At 58.4% G+C, this 19,979-nt stretch carries 19 protein-coding genes and 1 pseudogene; 9 read left to right on the forward strand and 11 right to left on the reverse strand.

Going from position 1 to position 19,979, the window contains the following annotated elements; genetic code table 11:
• The 4 genes from F617_RS0109235 to F617_RS0109250 are packed head-to-tail and all read right to left on the reverse strand — an operon-like array spanning position 1 to position 3,933.
• Positions 1 to 795, reverse strand: a complete 795-nt coding sequence (locus F617_RS0109235) for an ABC transporter ATP-binding protein (RefSeq protein ID WP_019565126.1) — start codon at positions 793 to 795, stop codon at positions 1 to 3.
• On the reverse strand, positions 792 to 1,235 hold the full coding sequence (locus tag F617_RS0109240; RefSeq protein WP_019565127.1) for an NUDIX domain-containing protein: 444 nt from the start codon (positions 1,233 to 1,235) through the stop codon (positions 792 to 794). Before F617_RS0109240 ends, F617_RS0109235 begins: the two co-directional genes overlap by 4 nt.
• On the reverse strand, positions 1,232 to 2,689 hold the full coding sequence (hydA, locus tag F617_RS0109245; protein ID WP_013636700.1) for a dihydropyrimidinase: 1,458 nt from the start codon (positions 2,687 to 2,689) through the stop codon (positions 1,232 to 1,234). The genes F617_RS0109240 and hydA overlap by 4 nt, the downstream gene beginning before the upstream one ends.
• On the reverse strand, positions 2,686 to 3,933 hold the full coding sequence (locus F617_RS0109250; protein WP_019565128.1) for a Zn-dependent hydrolase: 1,248 nt from the start codon (positions 3,931 to 3,933) through the stop codon (positions 2,686 to 2,688). Before F617_RS0109250 ends, hydA begins: the two co-directional genes overlap by 4 nt.
• Before the next feature lie 262 nt (positions 3,934 to 4,195).
• Here F617_RS0109250 and F617_RS0109255 point away from each other — a divergent pair, with 262 nt between their 5' ends.
• From F617_RS0109255 to F617_RS0109265, 3 genes and pseudogenes are all read left to right on the forward strand, one after another.
• Positions 4,196 to 4,837, forward strand: coding sequence for a TetR family transcriptional regulator C-terminal domain-containing protein (locus F617_RS0109255; protein ID WP_003513869.1), 642 nt, complete (start codon positions 4,196 to 4,198; stop codon positions 4,835 to 4,837).
• Between the two features lie 254 nt (positions 4,838 to 5,091).
• A pseudogene (locus F617_RS0109260) lies at positions 5,092 to 5,415 on the forward strand (DUF2325 domain-containing protein); the annotation flags it as partial.
• Positions 5,396 to 5,683 carry a hypothetical protein gene (locus F617_RS0109265; RefSeq protein ID WP_019565129.1) on the forward strand — a complete coding sequence of 96 codons (288 nt, stop codon included), beginning with the start codon at positions 5,396 to 5,398 and terminating at the stop codon, positions 5,681 to 5,683. The pseudogene F617_RS0109260 and the gene F617_RS0109265, both read left to right, overlap by 20 nt.
• Positions 5,684 to 5,690: 7 nt before the next feature.
• Here the strand turns inward: F617_RS0109265 and F617_RS0109270 are convergent, their stop codons facing one another.
• From F617_RS0109270 to uppO, 3 genes are all read right to left on the reverse strand, one after another.
• Complete coding sequence (locus F617_RS0109270; protein ID WP_019565130.1) at positions 5,691 to 6,056, reverse strand: DUF423 domain-containing protein; 366 nt, start codon at positions 6,054 to 6,056, stop codon at positions 5,691 to 5,693.
• On the reverse strand, positions 6,053 to 6,454 hold the full coding sequence (locus tag F617_RS0109275; RefSeq protein WP_013636696.1) for a group II truncated hemoglobin: 402 nt from the start codon (positions 6,452 to 6,454) through the stop codon (positions 6,053 to 6,055). The genes F617_RS0109270 and F617_RS0109275 overlap by 4 nt, the downstream gene beginning before the upstream one ends.
• A 135-nt stretch (positions 6,455 to 6,589) precedes the next feature.
• Positions 6,590 to 8,005, reverse strand: coding sequence for a polysaccharide biosynthesis phosphomannomutase UppO (gene uppO, locus F617_RS0109280; protein ID WP_026330757.1), 1,416 nt, complete (start codon positions 8,003 to 8,005; stop codon positions 6,590 to 6,592).
• A gap of 258 nt (positions 8,006 to 8,263) precedes the next feature.
• Between uppO and uppM the strand changes: the two genes are divergently transcribed.
• Entirely contained in the window at positions 8,264 to 9,883 is a 1,620-nt protein-coding gene (uppM, locus tag F617_RS0109285) for a polysaccharide biosynthesis protein UppM (protein WP_019565132.1), read from the forward strand.
• A gap of 16 nt (positions 9,884 to 9,899) precedes the next feature.
• Here the strand turns inward: uppM and F617_RS28675 are convergent, their stop codons facing one another.
• Complete coding sequence (locus F617_RS28675; RefSeq protein WP_003513853.1) at positions 9,900 to 10,109, reverse strand: hypothetical protein; 210 nt, start codon at positions 10,107 to 10,109, stop codon at positions 9,900 to 9,902.
• Positions 10,110 to 10,349: 240 nt separating this feature from the next.
• On the opposite strand from F617_RS28675, the gene uppL reads away from it, so the two are divergent.
• On the forward strand, positions 10,350 to 11,165 hold the full coding sequence (uppL, locus tag F617_RS0109295) for a polysaccharide biosynthesis UDP-hexose transferase UppL (protein ID WP_034502051.1): 816 nt from the start codon (positions 10,350 to 10,352) through the stop codon (positions 11,163 to 11,165).
• 530 nt (positions 11,166 to 11,695) lie between these two features.
• Here uppL and uppJ read toward each other — a convergent pair.
• Both uppJ and uppH read right to left on the reverse strand, forming a co-directional pair.
• Entirely contained in the window at positions 11,696 to 12,640 is a 945-nt protein-coding gene (gene uppJ / locus F617_RS0109305) for a polysaccharide biosynthesis UDP-hexose transferase UppJ (protein WP_019565133.1), read from the reverse strand.
• A gap of 8 nt (positions 12,641 to 12,648) precedes the next feature.
• On the reverse strand, positions 12,649 to 13,560 hold the full coding sequence (uppH, locus tag F617_RS0109310; protein WP_013636689.1) for a polysaccharide biosynthesis endo-1,4-beta-xylanase UppH: 912 nt from the start codon (positions 13,558 to 13,560) through the stop codon (positions 12,649 to 12,651).
• Between the two features lie 280 nt (positions 13,561 to 13,840).
• On the opposite strand from uppH, the gene uppI reads away from it, so the two are divergent.
• Positions 13,841 to 14,911, forward strand: a complete 1,071-nt coding sequence (gene uppI / locus F617_RS0109315) for a polysaccharide biosynthesis UDP-hexose transferase UppI (protein WP_003513843.1) — start codon at positions 13,841 to 13,843, stop codon at positions 14,909 to 14,911.
• A 2-nt stretch (positions 14,912 to 14,913) separates the two neighbouring features.
• Positions 14,914 to 15,993, forward strand: a complete 1,080-nt coding sequence (gene uppG, locus F617_RS0109320; RefSeq protein ID WP_019565134.1) for a polysaccharide biosynthesis glycosyltransferase UppG — start codon at positions 14,914 to 14,916, stop codon at positions 15,991 to 15,993.
• A 37-nt stretch (positions 15,994 to 16,030) separates the two neighbouring features.
• Here the strand turns inward: uppG and F617_RS0109325 are convergent, their stop codons facing one another.
• Positions 16,031 to 17,101, reverse strand: a complete 1,071-nt coding sequence (locus F617_RS0109325; protein ID WP_026330759.1) for a hypothetical protein — start codon at positions 17,099 to 17,101, stop codon at positions 16,031 to 16,033.
• A gap of 510 nt (positions 17,102 to 17,611) precedes the next feature.
• Here F617_RS0109325 and uppW point away from each other — a divergent pair.
• Both uppW and F617_RS0109335 read left to right on the forward strand, forming a co-directional pair.
• The gene (gene uppW / locus F617_RS0109330) at positions 17,612 to 19,027 is read left to right on the forward strand and encodes a Wzy-type polysaccharide biosynthesis protein UppW (protein ID WP_019565136.1); all 1,416 of its coding nucleotides are present in this window, start codon (positions 17,612 to 17,614) and stop codon (positions 19,025 to 19,027) included.
• 161 nt (positions 19,028 to 19,188) lie between these two features.
• Positions 19,189 to 19,965, forward strand: coding sequence for an ABC transporter ATP-binding protein (locus F617_RS0109335; protein WP_019565137.1), 777 nt, complete (start codon positions 19,189 to 19,191; stop codon positions 19,963 to 19,965).
• Positions 19,966 to 19,979 lie beyond the last annotated feature (14 nt).

Raw genomic sequence — 19,979 nt, forward strand, 5'->3', positions numbered from 1 at the left:
TCACCCCTCATAGCTATGCCCCGCCTTCAATCCCTCACGCACGCGATGCGCAATTGCCAGAAATTCCGGCGTCTCCCTGATCTCAAGCGGCCTTTCCCTTGGCAGCGTGGATTCGATGATATCCGTCACCCGGCCGGGCCGTGGTGACATAACGACGATCTTGGTCGAGAGATAAACGGCTTCCGGGATGGAGTGGGTGACGAAGCAGATGGTCTTGCCGGTCGTATCCCACAGTTTCAGCAACTGTTCGTTCAGATGGTCGCGGACGATCTCGTCCAGCGCGCCGAAGGGTTCGTCCATCAACAGCAGGTCGGCATCGAAGGCCAGCGCGCGGGCGATGGAGGCGCGCTGCTGCATGCCGCCGGAAAGCTGCCATGGGTATTTCTTGCTGAAACCGCTGAGATTGACGAGATCGAGCGTGCGGTCGATGCGCTCCCTCTGTTCGGCCTTCGTATAGCCCATGATTTCGAGCGGCAGTGCAATGTTCTTTTCGATGGTCCGCCAGGGATAGAGTGCGGCGGCCTGAAAGACATAGCCGTAGGACCGGTCCTTGCGGGCGTTTTCCGGCGTGGTGCCATTGACGGTGATATCGCCGGATGTGTGCTTTTCGAGATCGGCAATCACCCGCAGGAACGTGGTCTTACCGCAGCCGGAAGGGCCGATGAAGGAGACGAACTCGCCCTTGCCCATTTCCAGATCGACATTGGAAAGCGCGTGCACCGGGCCATCGCCGGTTTCGAAGGTGAGGCCGAGATTTCTGGCGGAAACGACGGAATAGGACGAGGCTTGGTTCATCGTGGCTTGTTTCCACTCTCCGTCAGGGCTGCGCGTGCCAGCGGCAGCATACGTGTTTCCGTGAGTTTGGCGATCGGCAGATTGGAGGCCGCATCCAGATCGAGCCAGCGCACCTCCTCTATCTCGGCCTGCGGGGTAACGTCGATATTCAGTTGGGCGACGAAGGCATGGGCCACGACCTCCGCCCCTGTCTCATTGGCGGCCTCCTCCCGAAAGATGCCCTCATATCGCGCGGCATTTTCAGGAAGCGTGAGGCCGATTTCCTCGGCAAGTTCACGGTGAAGCGCCTGCTCAGGCGTTTCACCCGGATCGATCTTGCCGCCCGGCTGCATGAATTGCGTGGTGCCGCGCTTGCGCACGACAAGCATTTGCCGCCGCGCATTCAGGAGAACGGCGGCAGCGATGACGATTTCGCGTTTCGGATCGGTGCTCAAGGTCATACACCCGATGCCGGTATACCGCTGCGTTCCACCTTGCGTGGCGCGACGAGCTCTTTCCATGTGGACAGCGCCTTGCTGACGGCGGGATAGGGATCACGGGCGACGAACGTGCCGTGACCTTCCTGCGTCTTGACCGTGCTTTCCTCGATGCTGACGATGCCGCGCGACAGGGTGAAGCGCGGCAGGCCCTTGACCTTCTGTCCTTCGAACACGTTGTAATCGATGGCCGATTGCTGGTTTTCCGCGCGGATGGTCTTTTCCCGCGCCGGGTCCCAGACGACGATATCGGCATCGCTGCCGACGAGGATCGCGCCCTTTTTCGGATAGATGTTGAGAATCTTCGCAATGTTGGTGGAGGTGACGGCGACGAATTCGTTCATCGTCAGCCGGCCGGTCGCCACGCCATGGGTCCAGAGCAGCGGCATGCGATCTTCCAGCCCGCCGGTGCCATTGGGGATCTTGCGGAAGTCACCGAGGCCGAAGCGCTTCTGGTCGGTGGTGAAGGCGCAATGGTCGGTCGCCACGCATTGCAGCGAGCCGGAGGCGAGACCCGCCCAGAGGCTATCCTGATGCTGGCGGTTGCGGAAGGGTGGCGACATGACCCGGCGGGCAGCATGGTCCCAGTCGGCATTGGCATATTCGCTTTCGTCGAGGATGAGATGCTGGATCAGCGGTTCGCCATAAACGCGCATGCCGTTCTGACGCGCACGGCGGATGGCTTCATGTGCCTGCTCGCAGGATGTATGAACGACATAAAGCGGCGCACCGGCCATATCGGCAATGATGATGGCGCGGTTGGTGGCCTCACCTTCGACGGAGGGCGGCCGTGAATAGGCATGCGCTTCCGGCCCGACATTGCCTTCCGCCATCAGCTTTTCCTGCATCTGCGCAACGATATCGCCGTTTTCCGCATGCACGAAGGGAATGGCGCCAAGCTCGGCGCAGCGCGAGAAGGAGGCGAACATCTCGTCGTCATTCACCATCAACGCGCCCTTGTAGGCCATGAAGTGCTTGAACGAATTGATGCCCTTTTCCTGAACCACAGTCTTCATCTCGTTGAAGACCTGCTCGCCCCACCAGGTAACGGCCATGTGGAAAGAATAATCGCAGTTGGCGCGCGTTGCCTTGTTGTCCCATCTTTGCAGGGCATCGAGCAGCGACTGGCCGGGATCGGGCAGACAAAAATCCACCACCATGGTCGTGCCGCCGGCAAGGGCGGCACGCGTGCCACTCTCGAAATCATCGGCGGAATATGTGCCCATGAAGGGCATTTCCAGATGCACATGCGGATCGATGCCGCCGGGCATGACGTAACATCCCGTGGCATCGAGCACTGTGCCGCCGGTCAGATCGGGTCCGATCTCTGTGATCTTGCCGCCTTCGATTTTAACATCGGCCTTGTAGGTCAGGTCGGCGGTGACGATGGTGCCGTTCTTGATAATGGTGGCGGTCATTGCACGATCTCCGCAGTTTCCAGCACCGCATGCAGCAGCACGTCGCAGCCCGCGGCGGCCCATTCGGAGGAGATGTCTTCGGCTTCATTGTGGGAAAGACCGTCCACGCAGGGGCAGAAGATCATGGTGGAGGGGGCAACCCTTGCCGTCCAGCAAGCATCATGGCCAGCGCCGGAAATGATGTCCATATGGCTGTAGCCCAGCTTTTCGGCAGCAGCGCGCACGCGGCCCACCAGCACTGGATCGAACGTGACGGGATCGAAATGGCCGATGGCCTCGATTGAGCAGCCGACGCCGAGTTCTTCGGCGATAACTGGCACCTCGCGTTCGAAGATGGCGCGCATGTTGTCGAGTTTCGCCTGCGAGGGGGTTCTGAGGTCGATGGTGAAAACCACCTTGCCGGGCAGCACATTGCGGGAATTGGGCGTGAAGATCATCTGGCCGACGCCGGCGACGGCGCCCGGCTGGTGGGCCATCGCCACTTCCTGCACCTTTTCGAGGATGCGGGCGGCGGCGAGGCCAGCATTGACGCGCATGGCCATCGGCGTCGAGCCGGTATGCGCCTCCTTGCCTGTCAGCGTCACTTCCAGCCACCACAGGCCCTGACCATGGGTAACGACGCCGATCTGCTTGCCTTCCGCCTCGAGGATAGGCCCCTGTTCGATATGATATTCGAAATAGGCGTGCATCTTGCGGGCGCCCACCTCTTCCTCACCCAGCCAGCCGATGCGCTTCAGCTCGTCGCCATAGGTCTTGCCGTCGGTATCGGTGCGGCTATAGGCGTAATCGAGATCGTGAATGCCGGCGAAGACGCCGGAAGCCAGCATGGCCGGGGCAAAGCGCGCGCCTTCCTCATTGGACCAGTTGGTAACGACAACAGGGTGTTTCGTCTTTATGTTGAGATCGTTCAGGCTTCGCACGACTTCCAGTCCAGCCAGCACACCGAGAACGCCATCGAACTTGCCGCCGGTTGGCTGGGTGTCGAGATGGCTGCCGATGTAGACCGGCAGTGCATCCGGGTCCTCGCCGGGGCGGGTGGCGAACATCGTGCCCATCTTGTCGACGCCCATCGTGAGGCCGGCCGCTTCGCACCAGCTCTTGAACAGGCTGCGGCCTTCAGCATCTTCATCCGTCAGCGTGCGGCGATTATTGCCGCCGGCAATGCCGGGGCCGATTTTCGCCATGTCAATCAGACTGTCCCACAGACGGTCGCCATTGACCGTCAAGTTCTTACCCGCTGCCATGAAGTGTCGTCCTCACCTGTTTTGTTTTTATCGAAGCAAAGCTTGTGCCGTTCCCGTTTTTGCCGGTTAAGATAACAGCCATTGCCTTGTGATGGCGATGGTGGATAAATTGACCGGCTGGTAAACATTGCAAATTCGCCATGACGTCAGCAAGGGATTTTCGTGACGAATCGCACTAATTTTGCCTAAACTGTACGCGTCGATTATTTTTTAAGCATACTGTAGCGGCAATTGCATCGAAAAGAAACACAGAGAGCAGAGTATGGCCATACCGCGCGCAGCGAAAACACAGAAGCGGACCCGCATTCAGGAAGAAAAGCAGGAAGCGATTCTTGAGGCCGCGCTGAGTGTGTTTTCCACCAACGGCTTTCGCGGTTCAACCATCGACCAGATTGCCGAGGCGGCCGGCATGTCGAAACCGAACGTACTTTATTATTTCCGCACCAAGGAGGCGATGCATCGCGCGTTGATCGAGCGGGTGCTGGATACCTGGCTGGATCCGCTCAGGGCTTTCGATGCCGAGGGCAATCCTGAAAGCGAAATCCGCTCCTATATTCGCCGCAAACTGGAAATGTCGCGCGATTTTCCGCGCGAGAGCCGCCTGTTTGCCAATGAAATTCTGCAGGGCGCGCCCCATATCGAGGATGAGCTGAAGGGTCCGCTGAAGCAACTGGTGGATGAAAAGGCGGAGGTAATCCGCGTCTGGATCAAGGCCGGAAGGATGGCGAAATGCGATCCCTATCACCTGATTTTCTCGATCTGGTCGACCACGCAGCACTATGCGGATTTCGACGTGCAGGTGCGGGCCGTGCTGGGCGACAAGAACGGTGGCGAAGGCCGGTTTGAGGATGCAGCCCGGCACCTGGAGCAGCTTTTCATGGGCGGATTGAAGATCAACAACTGATCTGGTGAGGTTATCGCGAATATGTGATCGATTCTTTATGTCAAAACATGAGGAAAATTATCACCTTTATACTTTACTCCAAAACTCATCTTTATTATGGTGCCGGCATCCCGAACGTCGGGGCATGAAAAAATCAACCGGCAGGTGAGGGAATGGCACGCAAGGAAAAGAAGAAAGCCGAACGCGGCGGCAAGCAGGGCAAGGGCGCGCCTCAACCTGAAAAGGATGTGGCCGAACAGCAGCTTTCCGGTCCGAAGAGCTTTCTTTATGTTGGCGGCCGTGACTGTCAGGTTGCTCATCTTCGCCAGATCGCCAGCAATTTCGGCGCCGAGCTTATCCATCACGATGGCGGATTGCGTGAGGCGGTCTCGCGTATCGACACTGTTCTTCCGTCCGTCGACTGCGTTTTCTGCCCTATCGACTGTATCAGCCACGATGCGTGTCTGCGGGTGAAGTCCGGTTGCAAGAAATTCGGCAAGACGTTCATTCCGCTGCGCAATGGCAGCAAATCCAGTCTGGAGCGGGCGCTGCAGACGATGAATGAACGGACCTTAAACGATGAGCGACGAGCGCAATAATTTCAAGGATGCAGAGCAGGCGGTGGCTGAGGCCTGCCGCGTGGAGCTGCACAAGATGGCAGGCCAGTGCGCCGATCCGGCCCTTACGGAGATGTATGAAGTCGTCGGAGAACGCGAGCGGCGCAACCGCGCCGCAGCTGACGGCGGCAATGTGCTGGCTTTTCCCTATCTGCGCACCCGCCAGCCGGGCGAAAAGCCGTTCTTCGAGATCGGTGACGCGGCTCAACGTGGCGGCAACATCCTGTCGTTTCGCTGGAAACGGCGTTGATGCCGATTTAGCCCCTCGGCTTCAAAAATGCACCGGCGCAGAGCACCAGCCATCCCGCGATCATGCCGAGGCCACCCAAGGGAGCCGCGTAGGGAAACAGGCTGTGACCGGAAAAATGTCTGGTGACGAGATCACCAACAAAAACCGCCGTGCCGAAGCCAAGAATCAGCCCTGCCGGAATGGCGGTTCTGATGCGATCCGCGCCGATATGCAGTGCCACAAGCACTGGCGCATGGGCGAGCGCCATGGTCGAGGCGTTGCCAAGCATATAGGTTTCGCCGGTATGGGTGGCGGCGGCGGCAAGCATGACGCCGGCAGCACCCAAAAGGCTGCCCAGCAGCAAAATCAAGGCGCGCAATCTTTCCGTCGTCATGGGTTATTCGCTTCCTGATTTTGCATGTGAAAGGCCAGCCGCTCCACGGGTCCCCAGATGATGTCCCGGAGCTTTGCGTTCTCGATGGTCTCGTCCATCGCGCGGCGAAAGCAGAGCAGCCATTCGTCCCGCTCGGCGGGTCCGATAGGGGCCACGAAATGACGCCTGCGCAACATCGGGTGGCCGTGTTTTTCGACATAGACCGGCGGTCCGCCAAGATATCCGGTCAGATAATCGTAGAACTTGCTTTCGCTGCCGGAAAGATCGGCTGGATGGATGGCGCGGCAATGCGCCGCCTCTGGCAGGGTGTCCATCAATTCGTAGAAGCGCCGGGTCAGTGCTCTGACTGTGGCATCGCCGCCGATCGCTTCATAAAGGGTAATGGTCTCGCCGCTCACATCCCGCCTCCTTGAACCCTGCGGCCCTTATCGCTTTCCGGAGCGGGAAGAGCAACAGGCAAAGACGGGATGCGACATTTGCGACACTGGGACATTCATGGTGGCCGTCCGCTTCAAGCATTCAGCGCCATCCACTCATCCAAAGTTGCGGATGAGATCGAGGCCCTTGCTGAGCAGCGTTTCGGCTTCGTCCTGATTGGCGGCCTCGACGTAGCAGCGCATTTCCGGAGCATTGCCGGAAGGGCGGAAATGGATGGTGCTGCCGTCTGTCAGCGCCACGCGCAGGCCGTCAATGTCGCTCAGCGCCTTGACCTTGCCCACGGGGGCGAGGAAGGTTTCGAGATTATCCCGCGAGGCGCGCAGATGCGTCATCAGGGCAGCGCTCTTTTCCTGTGCGAAGTTTTCCAGACGATCGGCAGCCGCGACCGGCAGGTTATAGGCGGCGGCAATCTGCGATAGCGGCTTTTTCTGCTCGGCGGAGAGAAGCAATACGGCGAGGATGGGCAGGAAGCTGTCCCGCGTCGGAAGGGGCGATAGCGGTTTGCCGTTCAATGTGAAGGTGGAGGCTGTCAGAAGGCCGCCATTGGCCTCGAAACCCATGACGCCGTTGTTTCCTTCGGCAAGGGCCTGTGCCATGCCGGCGATCACGAAAGGCGAACCGACCCTGGTGCGGATGACCTTGAACGAACCGCTCGCCTCAATGCCTGAATTGGAGGTGACGGGGGTGACGACCACGCCGGCATCGAGAAAATTCGCCGTAATCAATCCGATCAGGTCGCCGCGCAGCGGCACGCCGTTTTCATCGGCAAGCAGGGGCCGGTCGCCGTCACCATCGGCGGAAACGATGGCATCGAGGCCGTGTTCCGGCGCCCATTTTTTGAGAAGCTCCAGCGTTTCAGGGGAGACCGCCTCGGTATCGACCGGAATGAAGGTCTCGGAACGGCCGAGCGACACGACATCGGCGCCATAGTGGGCGAGAACGTCGACGAAGAGATCGCGCGCCACCGTGCTGTGCTGGTAAACGCCGATCTTCAGGCCCGACAGCGCCTTTGCCGGCAGGAGTGCGGCATTGCGCTCATAAAAGAGCTCGGCTGCAATTGCGGCATGGTCGTCCGCCGTTGCGGCCTCGTCGTTAATCCCTTCAGCCTCGACTTCGGCTGCGAGTGCGGCGATCGCCGTTTCGTCCTGTTTGTCGATTTCGCCGTCCGGGCGGTAGAACTTGATGCCGTTGCGGTCGGCCGGAATATGCGAACCCGTTATCATCAGCGCGCCGGCCTTGAGGGAAAGTCCGTAAAGCGCCAGTGCCGGTGTCGGGACCGTGCCGCAATCGAGCGGCGTGAGGCCGGCTTTTTTCAGCGCGGCGATACAGGTTGCGGAAACATCCGGGCTCGAATCGCGGAAATCGCGGGCCACGAGAATGGGGTCGCCCGCCTTTGCCTGACCCGATGTGAGAAGGTGCCTTGCAAATGCCGTTGCGTAGACGGCCGAGGCCTTTCCTTTCAGATCGACAGACAGGCCGCGAAGGCCGCTCGTTCCAAATTTCAGGCTCATGCCAAACTCCGTTTCGATAAAATCTTTGAGGTTCAAATGGATAATACAAAAATATAACGCCAGAAAGAACCGTATCGATCCATTCAAGTCAATCATCTCTTTCATGGACGCGGCGAATAGGTGATGATGGCGGGGATGATGCGGGTAACCTAAAATTCACCCGTTATATCTAGACTTGCCGGTTAATAGTGGTTCTGGCGACGATGAAAACCATCTGTTGCAGGCCTTTTTTGTGGTTCGTTCAAGTTGGATTGGCTGATGTACAGGCTTCAAAAGGCGGGACATAAGCAGGCACGTCCGCTGGATGAAAAAGCGGCGCCCGCCGCCAGACCCCACGGTTCCCTGCTGGACGATCTGGTGGATGAGGATGAGGTTTTCGAGCGCACGGTGCTGAAAGAGCATCTTGAGCCGAAGCCGGCGGCTGCCATTGCCGAACCCGCTCCGGCTGAAAAGCCCAAAAGGCCGGCCTCGCCAAGCAACAGTTTCGCGGCCACGCTGCCGGGCCTGAAATACATCGACCGGATCGGTGTGGACGAGGTACTCGGCTGGCTGCGTGCCGGGATCGTCTGGATTGTGCTTGCGATCATTCTCTGCGTCGCCGCTGCACTCGCCTATGCTTATATGACGCCGCCACGTTACACCGCCTATACGGATATCGTCGTCAATCCCTCCAACCTGAATGTCGTCAATGACGGGGTGTTTTCGCCCAACCAGCAGCGCGACACCCAGATTCTCGAAGTGGAGAGCAAGCTGCGCACCGTCACGTCGCGCAACGTGCTGGCGCGGGTGGTGGACGAGCTGAAACTGGATGAGGACCCGGAATTCATATCCCCACCGCCTCTTGCGCGGCTGAAAGCATTTTTTTCACCCAAGCCGGAAGATGGTGACAACAAGGTCGGCGCGCTTCGTTCGCTGGGCGAACGGGTTGCGGCGGAACGGGATCCGCGTTCCTTCGTGGTGACGCTTGCGGTCTGGACCAATGATCCGGACAAATCCGTGACAGTCTCGAAGGCGATGGTGAAGGCTTTCGAAAGCGAGTTGTTCCAGACGACCTCGGACAGCAGCCTGCGTATTGTCGATGATCTCAAGAAGCGGCTTGAGGAAATGCGTCAGAACGTGACGGTTGCGGAAAAGCGTGTCGCCGACTTCCGCCGCGAAAACGGCCTGCAGGAGAATAACGGCCAGCTGGTCAGCAATCTGGCGTCCGGCGAGCTGAATGCGCAGGTTCTTGCCGCGCAGCAGCGCGTCATTCAGGAGGAGTCGCGCCTCAAGCAGATGCAGGCGGCGATTGCCCAGAACCGCACCCAGAGCGACGCGATCTTCGACAGCCAGACCATGAACACCATTCGTGCGCAATACAGCACCTTGCAGCAGCAGATCGGGGCGATGACGCTGACCTACGGCTCCCGCCATCCGCGTCTGGCGACGGCGGGGGCGGAACGCGATATGCTGGAACGCGGCATTGCGGATGAGGCGCAGCGGATTTTGCTAGCGGCCAAGACCAATGTCGCCGAGGCCCGCTCCTCGCTTGATGCCCTGCGGCTGAAGGCGGTTGCGGAACGCGCCAACGTCTTCACCGACAATGAGGCGCAGGTGCGGCTGCGCGATCTGGAGCGAGACGCCAACTCAGCTGCTGCGATCTACGAGACCTATCTCAACCGATCACGCCAGATCGCCGAGCAGCAGACAATCGATTCCACCAATGTGCGGGTGATTTCGCAGCCGGTAGCGCCCAATTCCAGAAGCTGGCCGCCCGGCAAGCTGATCTTCCTGATCGCCGGTGGCGTGGGCGGTCTGTTCCTTGGTCTCGGAATTGCCATCGCACTTGGGCTTTTGGGTTTTCTGCGCCGGACAGATCACGCGGAACGCTACGCCTGAGGGCTGCGACCGCCGATTACTCCTCGGACATCAGGCCGTCATAGACCTCGAGCAGGGCGGCGGCGATGGCGGCACCCAGCGCATTACCCGCATCGCGAATGCCTGTCTCGTCGCCGTCACGGACCGAAACGGCAAGATCGGACGCCTCGTTGGCGACGATTTCCTTTGCCCGTTCGATGGCCCAAAGGCCGAAATCGCCGCGGTTGTCGATCGATATGGTTTCCATGGCCGGGACCTTTTCTGTGGTGTGGTTTCGTCGTCCCTTAACCCATCAGCCGCAAAACCGGAATAGGTGGAGGAGAGGTTGGGGTGGTCACTCAACCCCCGGGCGTATAATTGTTTGATTCAAGCGTCAGATTTATAAGAATATTAATGATAGTTATTCGTAGTGTTTGAAGCCTTATACCTTAATCCTATGCGTGAATATAACAGTGAAACGATGCCTATCTTGGACACCGGACAGAATATGACAGGGAGAGATGTCCCGCATGCGGAAGGGCCTGGCACACACTGGCCGGTTGTTCCGCTTGCGGCTTTGCCCATCACCGATGCGACCATCGAAGAGACGGCGCAGGATTTTATCCTGCGGGCGGAACGTGAACGCGCGGCCGGCGCAAAGCCGTTCTATTCGACATCGGCGAACGGTCAGGTCATCGCACTCTGTCACCAAGACAAGGAATTCGAAGCCCTGCTGCGGCAGGCGGACCAGATTCATGCCGACGGCATGTCGCTGGTGATCTTTTCCCGCCAGTTCTGCGTAAGGGCACTGCGGGAACGTGTGGCGACGACGGATCTCGTTCATGCGGTGGCCCGGAGGGCTGAGGCGACCGGCACGCGGTTCTATTTTCTCGGCGGTTCCGAAGAGGTGAACCGCGCGGCAGTCGAGGAAATGCAAAAGCTCTATCCACGGCTTGTTTTTGCCGGTCGGCGCAATGGTTATTTCAGACCCGGCGACGAGGAGGCGATCCTTGCCGATATCGTCGCATCGCAGACCGATATTCTCTGGGTGGGCTTCGGCATACCGCTGGAGCAACGTTTCGTCGCGCGCAATCTCGACAGGCTTTCCGACATTGCGGTGATCAAGACCTGCGGCGGTCTGTTCGATTTTCTCGCGGGCAAGAATAGCAGGGCGCCACAATGGATGCAGGATATGGGGCTCGAATGGCTCTACAGGGCCATGCTCGAGCCGAGGCGTCTCGGCAAGCGCTACCTGCTGACCAATCCCATCGCCATATATTCGCTGCTGAAGCATCGCTACGGGTTCGGGGCCGGCAAGGTCTGAAATCTGCGCATTCTCATTGATTCTTTACGGAATTGCCCCTGACCGTCCGGCCGGTTCAGGATCGATATCATGTGAGCGGCATCTGCCGGCGCATGCAATCATCATATGGAGTCGCGCTATATGAGGTCGCTCTAACGTATCGGGGTGGAGGTGTCTTTCCGCGGAAAATCGTTGCAAGTGGGCGTAACGGCGGTACACTGAGCGGATATTACATATTTATTCGAATCAGAAATATATTGAGGACAGCGATGGTAATTACGTCCATTTCTCTTTTCGTATATGGGATTGGCACCGTTACTTCTCTTGCCATGACCTATATAGAAGGCGCCCGCCGCGACAAGGATTGGGACTTTTACCGGGTGACCGGTATCATCCTTTGTTTCTTCTGGCCGGTTCTTGTGCCGCTTCTCATTCTTGCAGCCGTTTTTTCGTCATTCGCTTCCCAGAAACGGCATGTGAATGGGATCTCTTTGCGCAGGGAAAAAACCCTGAGCTGAAAAGCTGATATTAACTGCCGGACGAGCCCGCGTTCAGGCCTTTTTCGCCGGCGCCTTATAGGGCGTGAGCGTAATACCGAGGCTCGCCATGACGCGGCCGATGGACATCAGCGGTGGATGCGTGGCGGGCAGCAGCGCACCGGTTTTCAGGAATGCGGAAACGGCGCGGACCAGTGACAGGCACAGGCTGATGACGTTTTTGGCGGCAAGCAGCAGCCCGCCCTTCAGGCCGGGGCGTCGGGCGCGGTCGATGCTGTAATTGATGATGCCGGTTCGGAGCGAGCGCTCCATGATCCAGCGCGGCGCCATGCGGTTTTCCGGCACATATTCGATGATGAGGGCTTGAGCGTTCCAGGCGAATTTGAAACCCGCCTTTCGGCAACGGGTGAAGAAATCCATGTCACCGCCGCCGAGAAAGTTGAACCGTACATCGAATTCCGGCTTTTCCAGCGTTTCGAAAACCCGCCTCGAGATCAGGCAATTGCCGGACCCATGGATTTGATCGACTACGCCGGTGGGCGCCTCGATGGAGCCGAACAGCGGGTGTGCCAGAACCGCCTTGGGTGCGGGCGCATCGAATTCGCGATCGACCGGCCCGCCGACGATATCGACGCCGAAGGATTTTGCGGCAGAGACCATTTCAGCGAGCCAGACGGGCGAGGCCGCTTCGTCGTCATCGATCATCAGAAACCACTGCGCGGATGGATAGCTCTGCCGCGCCGTGCGGAATGCCGTGTTGATGGCGTAACAATTGCCCTGCGTCGGCTCAACCAGCGTCTGGCCCATCATTCCGCTCTCGGCAAAAAAAGCGCGCGCGACGGCCAGCCCCGCCTGGCCCACCCCGTCATTATCGACGACGACGATGGCGAAGGGGAAATCGACCTTCTGGGCTGCCAGCGAGTTCAGCGTTTTCTGCAAACCTGCAGGCCTGCGGAAACTCGGAATGCACACCACCGCTTCCGGCATGATTTCGGACATGGACACTCCTAAATTCCGGCAAGGGCTGCGGCGGAAAACACGACGGCGCGCAGGCTTTGGCGCGGGCGATTGACAAACGTATCGGCAAGCGCCGAAAAGGCCTCGCGATAGCGCCGGGCGCGAAAGGCCTGAGCCACGGTATAGGCATTCATGTGATTTTCGGATTTGCGGCGAAGCCTGCGCAATTCCTGCGGCGCAATGGCGGCGACGATGGCGGGATCGGAAAACACCGCTTCGATCGCCGGTTCGCAATCCCGGAAGGTCAGAAGGCGGTTCATCATCACGCTTGTCCGGTGCACCCGGTAATCCAGCACGTGGCGGCCGGGCAGATAGGCGAAACGGCCGGAGGCAGCCAGCCGGCACCAGCCATACCAGTCTTCCGCATAACGCAATGTCTCGTCGAAACCGCCAAAATCCTGAAAGATGCGGGTTTTGACCAGCATGATGCCGCCATTGACGATGAAGTTTCCGCCCAAAAGCGGCTGGAGGATGAAACCATCAGGTTTTTCCCGCCGTCTGATGAGGTTGCGCCGTCCGATCTTGGCGCCATTCTCGTCAATGCGCTCATAATCACCGTAGACGGCAACGACATCCGGTCCGGAGATGCCGGCGCATAGGGCGGCGATCGCGCCCGGCTTCACGCGGTCGTCGGCATCGAGAAACATCGTCCATTCACCGCGCGCCTGCGACAGGCCGAAATTGCGCACGGCGGAAACGCCCTGCCGTCCCTGCGGCCGGGCCAGCAGTTTTACGCGGGGATCGGCGAAACTTTGCACCTTTTGCGCCGTTGTGTCGGTGGAGCCGTCATCGACGACGAGCACTTCGCAAACGGTTTTCCCCTGAGACAACACGCTTTCGATCGCTTCCACGATGTAACGCTCGCCGTTGCGAACGGGAATGACAATCGAGACGGAAACCAATATTTTTACTCCATCAGGGGCGGGTCAATAATTCTCACACTGAAGTTACTACCGGATTAAGCCGGCTTGCGCCAATTGTGACGTGGTATAGCGTCAGTTAACCTTGCAAATCTTTAATATCCTTTTGGCATGATCAAGATGTTATGTTTTGAGAATTAGAGCGTCGTGCGGCCATTGGGACGCATCAATGACGTTCTGACAGTTGTGATATGCGCATCGTCCCTGTCGAAAATCGCTTTCGATTTTCAGGCCGATGCGCCGGGGTTGTGGAGGCGGGCGAATGCGGATCGGGCGGCGGAATTTTCTGGGTGGTGCTGCAAGCGCGGGCCTGTTGCATGCCATGGCAGGGCAGGGCGTTGCCGCTACCAGGAAAACGTCGACAAAGATTGCCCCTTACGGTGCGGCCATCTATCTGCCGGACCTTACCGCCGATAGCCGCATCGGCGAAGCGGTGGTCAAATATTGCTCGCGCATCACCCCAGTCACAGAGATGAAATGGGAGGTCATGCGGCCTTCGGCAGACGTTTTCGATTTTGCCGCTGCCGATGCGCTTGCGAACTTCGCGCGCCAGAACAAACTCACCATGCATGGTCATCCGCTTATCTGGTACGCTTCCAACGCGCCCTGGCTTGCCAGCATCGGCAGCGGCGCGAAGGTCGAGAAGTTGATGGAAACCCACATCGTCAAGGTGATGGAACGGTACAAGGACGTGATACACAGCTGGGATGTGGTCAATGAACCTATCCCCGACGTGCCCGGCAATGTGCGCTCGCGCCGCGACGCCTGGTATTATGGCGCAGGCCCGGACGCCATCAAAAAGGCCTTTGACATCGCCCATTCCGTCGATCCGAAGGCCCAGCTCGTCCTCAACGAATATGATGTGGAATTTGCGGTCGAGAAATCGCCGGCCAAGCGCGCGGCCTTCCGCAATCTCATTCTCGAGTTGCTAGAGAAAGGCGCTCCGATCAACGCTATCGGCCTGCAGGGGCATCTGCGCGGTGGCTGGCCCATTGCGAAAGACGAGCTTGCCGCCTTTACCAAGGAAATGCGCAGTTATGGTCTTGCCGTTCTGGTGACGGAACTGGATGCGATGGACCAGACGCTTCCCGCCCCGGAAGCCGAGCGCGACATGCTGATAAACGGTCAGGTCCGCGATTTTCTCGAAGCGGCGTGCGAAGGCGGCCCGCTTTCCTCCATCACCACATGGGGCATTTCGGACCAATATACCTGGATCCGCTGGGCCTATCCCCGCCGGGATGGCACCGCGAACCGGCCGCTGCCGCTCGACTGGAGCTTCAACGAAAAACCCATGATGGCCGTCATCAATGAATTCCGGAACCGTGGTGCGTAATTATGACTGCTGAAATGCCGCTTCCTCCCGTACAAAAGGCGCTGCAAATCAATCTGCATCCCTTCGACGCACCGCATGCGGCCCTGACCGTTCCGCATCAGCTGCGGGTCTGGGGCGGGCAGGTGGACCGCATTCTCCTGACGGTGGATACCGGCCAGGTTGGAGCCGGCCGCTACAAGGGCAACGGTTTCGAGGCCGCCAGCAAACGCCTGTTTGACATGCTGGAGGAAATGCAGTCCAACTATCCGCATCTGTATGTGGATATTGCCGACTATAGCGATGCGGCGCGCAGTGCGGTGGCGGAGACGTTCTTTTCGCGCTCGCCGGTTCCTTATCCCGCCAAGGCTTTCGACGGCGGGCCTTTCCATGTTTATTTCCACGGGTTGAAACGTGCCAACGCCCGTTATGTGCTGCATATGGACAGCGACATGATGTTTGGCGGCGGCAGCCAGAGCTGGTTCAACGAAGCCATTGCGCTGCAGAAGGCCAACCCGGACGCGCTCTGCATCACGCCGTTTTCCGGGCCGCCCACCGTGCGCGGCGATCTCGATATCTCCCGCCATGTCGGCATGCCGGGGGTGAAGAACATTCCCGAACCGCGCAAGCTGCCGAGCCGCGTTCCCACATGGCGGTTCGCGACAGTTTCCACCCGCCTGTTCATGATCGACATGGACCGTTTCGCCAAGCGTATCGGCTCGCTCGAACTGCTGAGACCCGACGTCAAACGGCGCATCCGCTCCTATGCCTATAATCAGCAACCGGTCTCAATGCCTGCCGAAGAGGTGCTGAGCGACAATATGATGCGCATCGGCGTATACCGGCTTGATTTTCTCGGCACGGGCAAGGGCATGTATTCGCTGCATCCGCCCTATCGCTCGCCCGAGTTTTACGCGGCGCTGGGCTCCATCGTCGAGCGCATCGAAAAGGGTGACGTTCCCGAAGGCCAGCTCGGAGATTTCGATATCAACGGATCGATGGTAGACTGGTCGAGCGCCCTTGCGGCCAAGACGCGCTCCAAACGTTACGCGAAGGCGCTGCGTCACCTGATTTCAGCGAATGTCCAGCGTTTCACTGGGGCATAGAAGGCTCGGCATTTTCTTCACAACCGGCGCAAGTGCCTTAGAAATCTGTGATGAGCTTGCTCCAGCTTTCCGAACTTAGCCCGCCAATATAGATATCGCCGGCAAGCGCCCGATCCCGGAGGGCTTCATCGCGGGTGGCCATGCAGAAATAACCGCGATGATGGAAGGTCACGTGGTTCTGACGGTAGAGCGCGTTCATGAGAAACGGCTGCGACATGCCGGTGACATGGGCATAGTTCTCATCATCGAAATGGCGGAACAGCGCACCGAGCACGTCGTTTTCGCGACCGGCATCGCAGACGAGGTTCAGCACATAGGCGGTCCGTCCCGCCTGTCCGAAAAACAGGGCAGCGCCGATGATGCGGCCTTCGGCATTTTCGATCGCCAGGCTGCTCAATTCACCAAGGGTGCCGTTGGTTTTACTCATTTCGATCAGCCAGTGGAATTCCTCGTGGGACCATTCCGGGCGGACGGAAAAACGCTCGATCATTGTCAGCGCGTTGCGTCGGAACGTTTCGAAATCCACCGGTCTGACCGTGGTACCGGCAACTTCATTGGGCCTTATGCCCTTTTTCCACGATCGCAGGATACGGTCCACAAATCCAAGTGCCATAAGTCCGGGCCTGGATTTGACTACCTGCGAACGGCGCGGCATGCGCAGGGCAATCGCGCTGAAAGGCTTGAGCGCCTTGTGCCATTGCAGGCTTTCCATCGGCAACATGCTGCCGCCGATCGCAAGCCAATGATCGGCGCTGACGGGGGAGGCCGTGTCTGAAAACAGCATATCGTGTTTCGTCGCGCGCATGCCGCGGGACAGGCGCGCGGCGCCGAGTGCGCCGAGTTTTCCTTTCGACGCGAAAGCACATAACAACCTTGCGGTAATGGGTTTTCCATTCGCGACAAAACGCATGGGGACGGCAAGGATAACGCTGGTAACGCCGCTCTCTCCAGCATCGTAGACAACGCTGCCATATTCGGGATCAAACACAGGACTGCTGAAAAACAATGTTTCGACGTAAGCGCCGAAGTCGAAGTTTCTATCAAGCCCGGTCTTTTTGAACGCGCTGTTGAGCACAACCTCGACAGCCGGAAGATCGTCCCTGCGCATGGGTCGAACGCCGGGCGCAGCTGGCTGAACCGGGCGTTGTGTCGCCCCTTCGTTGTTGCTATCGTCCATATTGGTGTGTATCGGAACGTCCACCGTCGGTTTCCAGCTATTTACGCGTTTATGAAATCAACCATAGGCAGTGTAGATTTTAATATCTTAATATAGGTATAAAACTTGCAATTCTGCGGTACCGTAATATCATCCGGAGAATAAAACGCCTTGTTTCAATCTGTTAGTGGATGCTGCCCGTATTGCGTTAGGTTAACAAAATATACTTAAACAAGCAACTAATGGACGAAATATGGAGCAATTTTGCTGTTATTTTTGAGTTTTGGAATTTAACTTCCAGATGCGAGGGTGGTATCCCTTGTCTACCGATTCCGATTTCCTGAAGAAAAAAGCGGCAAGTCCCGGCGCTATTCCTCCGTGTATTATGGATAACTAAAAAATAGGGTTTTGACGGGATATTCATTTTACCGAGACGAAGCATCGGGTACGATGTGAGAACGTATGGAAAAAGGTAGAGAAAATTACCTGATGGATGCAGCGCATGATGAGCAGGCGAGTGTCGCCTGGCGGAATGCACTGTTTTATGTGACGTTCTTTTATTTCACGGTCGGCTTCTCGCCCTATATCTCGCTTTCCTCGACCTATCTGGGGTCCGCCATGGCGGCCGGGTCCAACCTCCTCAACCAGCTCACCGCGATCATCCTGCTCATCAGTTTCGTGGCGTTCATGGCAAAGGAGCGGTCGTCTTCCATCGTCTTTACGCCGCGTTTGCTGATGCTCGCGATCTTCGGCTGGTATATCTTCACCTCGGTGGTGGGCGGCGCGCCGGTGTTTTCGCTGCGGCGGCTTGCCATGTGCGCCATCATCTGCGTGCTCGCCAGCTGCTTCCTGCAATTGCCGCGCACCGAGCGGCATTTCACCACGCTGCTTGCCACATGCGTGCTGATCATCCTGTTCCTCTGTTATTTCGGCGTTGCTGTCCTGCCGTCGCGGTCGATCCATCAGGCAAGCGATGCGCTGGAGCCGCTCCTCGCAGGCAACTGGCGCGGGGTCTTCCGCCACAAGAACGAGGCAGCCTCGATCATGGCGGTGCTGATGATCGTCGGGATTTATCTGTGCAAGCGCTGGTCCCTTATCGGCGGCCTGGCGGTTCTGTTGCTGTCGTTGATCTTTCTCGTCAAGTCGGGTGGCAAGACCGCGCTCGGCCTGATGCCGATCATCATCGCCACGGGCTGGTTCATCGTGGGCTGGCCAAGATGGCGTTACGCTGTTGTGACCGTGCTTCTGGGAACCTTCGCCGTGGTGATCGTCGGCACGACCGTTGATCCGGTCTTTTCACAGATGCTGACGAAACTGGGGATCGACGCCAGTTTCACCGGCAGAACCGATATCTGGACCGTCTCCATAGATTATATCCGCCAAAGCCCGATCGTCGGATACGGCTACCAGGCCTTCTGGCGCAGCGACACCCTGATGACGAGCTTCACCGAGAACAATACCTGGGCAACGACGGCGCCGGATTCCCACAATGGCTATTTCGACCTTGTGCTTGGCGGCGGCGTGCCAGGTCTTATTCTGGTGCTGACGTGGATTTGTCTGATGCCGCTTCGCGATCTCGGCAAGATGGATGAGGCCACGCGCAAGAGCCCGCTGACGAAGCTCTATGTCGGCGTCTGGCTTTATGTCCTGCTCTACGGCTTTCTCGAAACGATGTTCTTCCTCAGTACCGGTTTCGTCTGGTTTTTCCTCGTCGTTGCCGTGATGGGCCTGCGTTTGCAGGCGAATGCCAGCCTTGTCGAGGATGAGGCGCAGGCGGAACCGCAATTGGCCCTGACTGGCAGTAACGCGGCCAGCGTGGCGAGGCGCATCAGGGGCAAATCGCGCAGATCGTTGCTCGCAGATGATATTTTGAAATGATTTTTCGTTTCAAATGTGTAAAAGAGCCTGATATTGCGCGCGTTTGCAGCGGGTTTCGCTAAACATGCGTGGCTTAAGTCTTTGTTGTTATGCATGTCCTGTCGCAAAACCGCTCCGCATTTTGCTCGACACGCAATGAACCGGATCGGCAAGGTCAATAAATGGCAGATACAGGCGCCTGTGCGCTCGAAGCGGATGACATCCACAAGAGCTTCGGCGCACACGAAGTTTTGAAGGGCGTTTCGCTGAAGGCCCACAAAGGCGATGTCATATCGATCATCGGCTCGTCCGGTTCCGGCAAGAGTACCTTCCTGCGCTGCATCAACTTTCTCGAAACGCCGGATCGCGGCCGGGTCATCGTCAATGGCGAGGAGATCGCCATGAAGATTGGCAGGGACGGCAAGGCTGTGCCGAAAAGCTGGCGGCAAGTGGAAAAGCTGCGGACAGGGCTTGGCATGGTGTTCCAGAATTTCAATCTCTGGGCCCACCGCACCGTTCTGGAAAATGTCATCGAAGCGCCTGTTCACGTTCTCGGCGTCAAGCGGCAGGAGGCGGTGGAAAAGGCCGAAGCCCTGCTGAACAAAGTTGGCCTTTACAACAAGAAAAATGCCTATCCGGCGTTCCTCTCCGGCGGGCAGCAGCAGCGCGCCGCGATTGCGCGCGCGCTCTGCGTGGAGCCGGCGGTGATGCTGTTCGACGAACCCACCTCGGCGCTCGATCCGGAACTTGTGGGCGAGGTGCTGAAGGTCATCCGCGATCTGGCCGAGGAAGGCCGCACAATGTTGCTCGTTACTCACGAGATGCGCTTTGCGCGCGATGTTTCCACCGAGGTGATGTTTCTGCATCAGGGCCGTGTGGAGGAAGCGGGGCCACCGGCGCAGGTGTTCGGCAATCCGGTAAGCGCCCGTTGCAGGGAATTTACCGGCGCGCTGGCGTGATGGCCGTTTCGCTT

The organism is Agrobacterium sp. 10MFCol1.1 (assembly GCF_000381165.1).
Lineage (GTDB): Bacteria > Pseudomonadota > Alphaproteobacteria > Rhizobiales > Rhizobiaceae > Agrobacterium > Agrobacterium tumefaciens.

What these genes read in the sequence shown, in the direction of transcription:
- F617_RS0109255 (WP_003513869.1), top strand. Translation starts at nt 4,196, where the DNA reads ATGGCCATACCGCGCGCAGCGAAAACACAGAAGCGGACCCGCATTCAG.
- F617_RS0109250 (WP_019565128.1), bottom strand. Translation starts at nt 3,933, where the DNA reads ATGGCAGCGGGTAAGAACTTGACGGTCAATGGCGACCGTCTGTGGGAC.
- F617_RS28675 (WP_003513853.1), bottom strand. Translation starts at nt 10,109, where the DNA reads ATGGAAACCATATCGATCGACAACCGCGGCGATTTCGGCCTTTGGGCC.
- uppJ (WP_019565133.1), bottom strand. Translation starts at nt 12,640, where the DNA reads ATGTCCGAAATCATGCCGGAAGCGGTGGTGTGCATTCCGAGTTTCCGC.
- uppM (WP_019565132.1), top strand. Translation starts at nt 8,264, where the DNA reads ATGTACAGGCTTCAAAAGGCGGGACATAAGCAGGCACGTCCGCTGGAT.
- uppG (WP_019565134.1), top strand. Translation starts at nt 14,914, where the DNA reads ATGACTGCTGAAATGCCGCTTCCTCCCGTACAAAAGGCGCTGCAAATC.
- uppO (WP_026330757.1), bottom strand. Translation starts at nt 8,005, where the DNA reads ATGAGCCTGAAATTTGGAACGAGCGGCCTTCGCGGCCTGTCTGTCGAT.
- hydA (WP_013636700.1), bottom strand. Translation starts at nt 2,689, where the DNA reads ATGACCGCCACCATTATCAAGAACGGCACCATCGTCACCGCCGACCTG.
- F617_RS0109240 (WP_019565127.1), bottom strand. Translation starts at nt 1,235, where the DNA reads ATGACCTTGAGCACCGATCCGAAACGCGAAATCGTCATCGCTGCCGCC.
- F617_RS0109335 (WP_019565137.1), top strand. Translation starts at nt 19,189, where the DNA reads ATGGCAGATACAGGCGCCTGTGCGCTCGAAGCGGATGACATCCACAAG.
- uppW (WP_019565136.1), top strand. Translation starts at nt 17,612, where the DNA reads ATGGAAAAAGGTAGAGAAAATTACCTGATGGATGCAGCGCATGATGAG.
- F617_RS0109270 (WP_019565130.1), bottom strand. Translation starts at nt 6,056, where the DNA reads ATGACGACGGAAAGATTGCGCGCCTTGATTTTGCTGCTGGGCAGCCTT.
- F617_RS0109235 (WP_019565126.1), bottom strand. Translation starts at nt 795, where the DNA reads ATGAACCAAGCCTCGTCCTATTCCGTCGTTTCCGCCAGAAATCTCGGC.
- F617_RS0109325 (WP_026330759.1), bottom strand. Translation starts at nt 17,101, where the DNA reads ATGCGCAGGGACGATCTTCCGGCTGTCGAGGTTGTGCTCAACAGCGCG.
- uppI (WP_003513843.1), top strand. Translation starts at nt 13,841, where the DNA reads ATGCGGATCGGGCGGCGGAATTTTCTGGGTGGTGCTGCAAGCGCGGGC.
- uppL (WP_034502051.1), top strand. Translation starts at nt 10,350, where the DNA reads ATGACAGGGAGAGATGTCCCGCATGCGGAAGGGCCTGGCACACACTGG.
- F617_RS0109265 (WP_019565129.1), top strand. Translation starts at nt 5,396, where the DNA reads ATGAGCGACGAGCGCAATAATTTCAAGGATGCAGAGCAGGCGGTGGCT.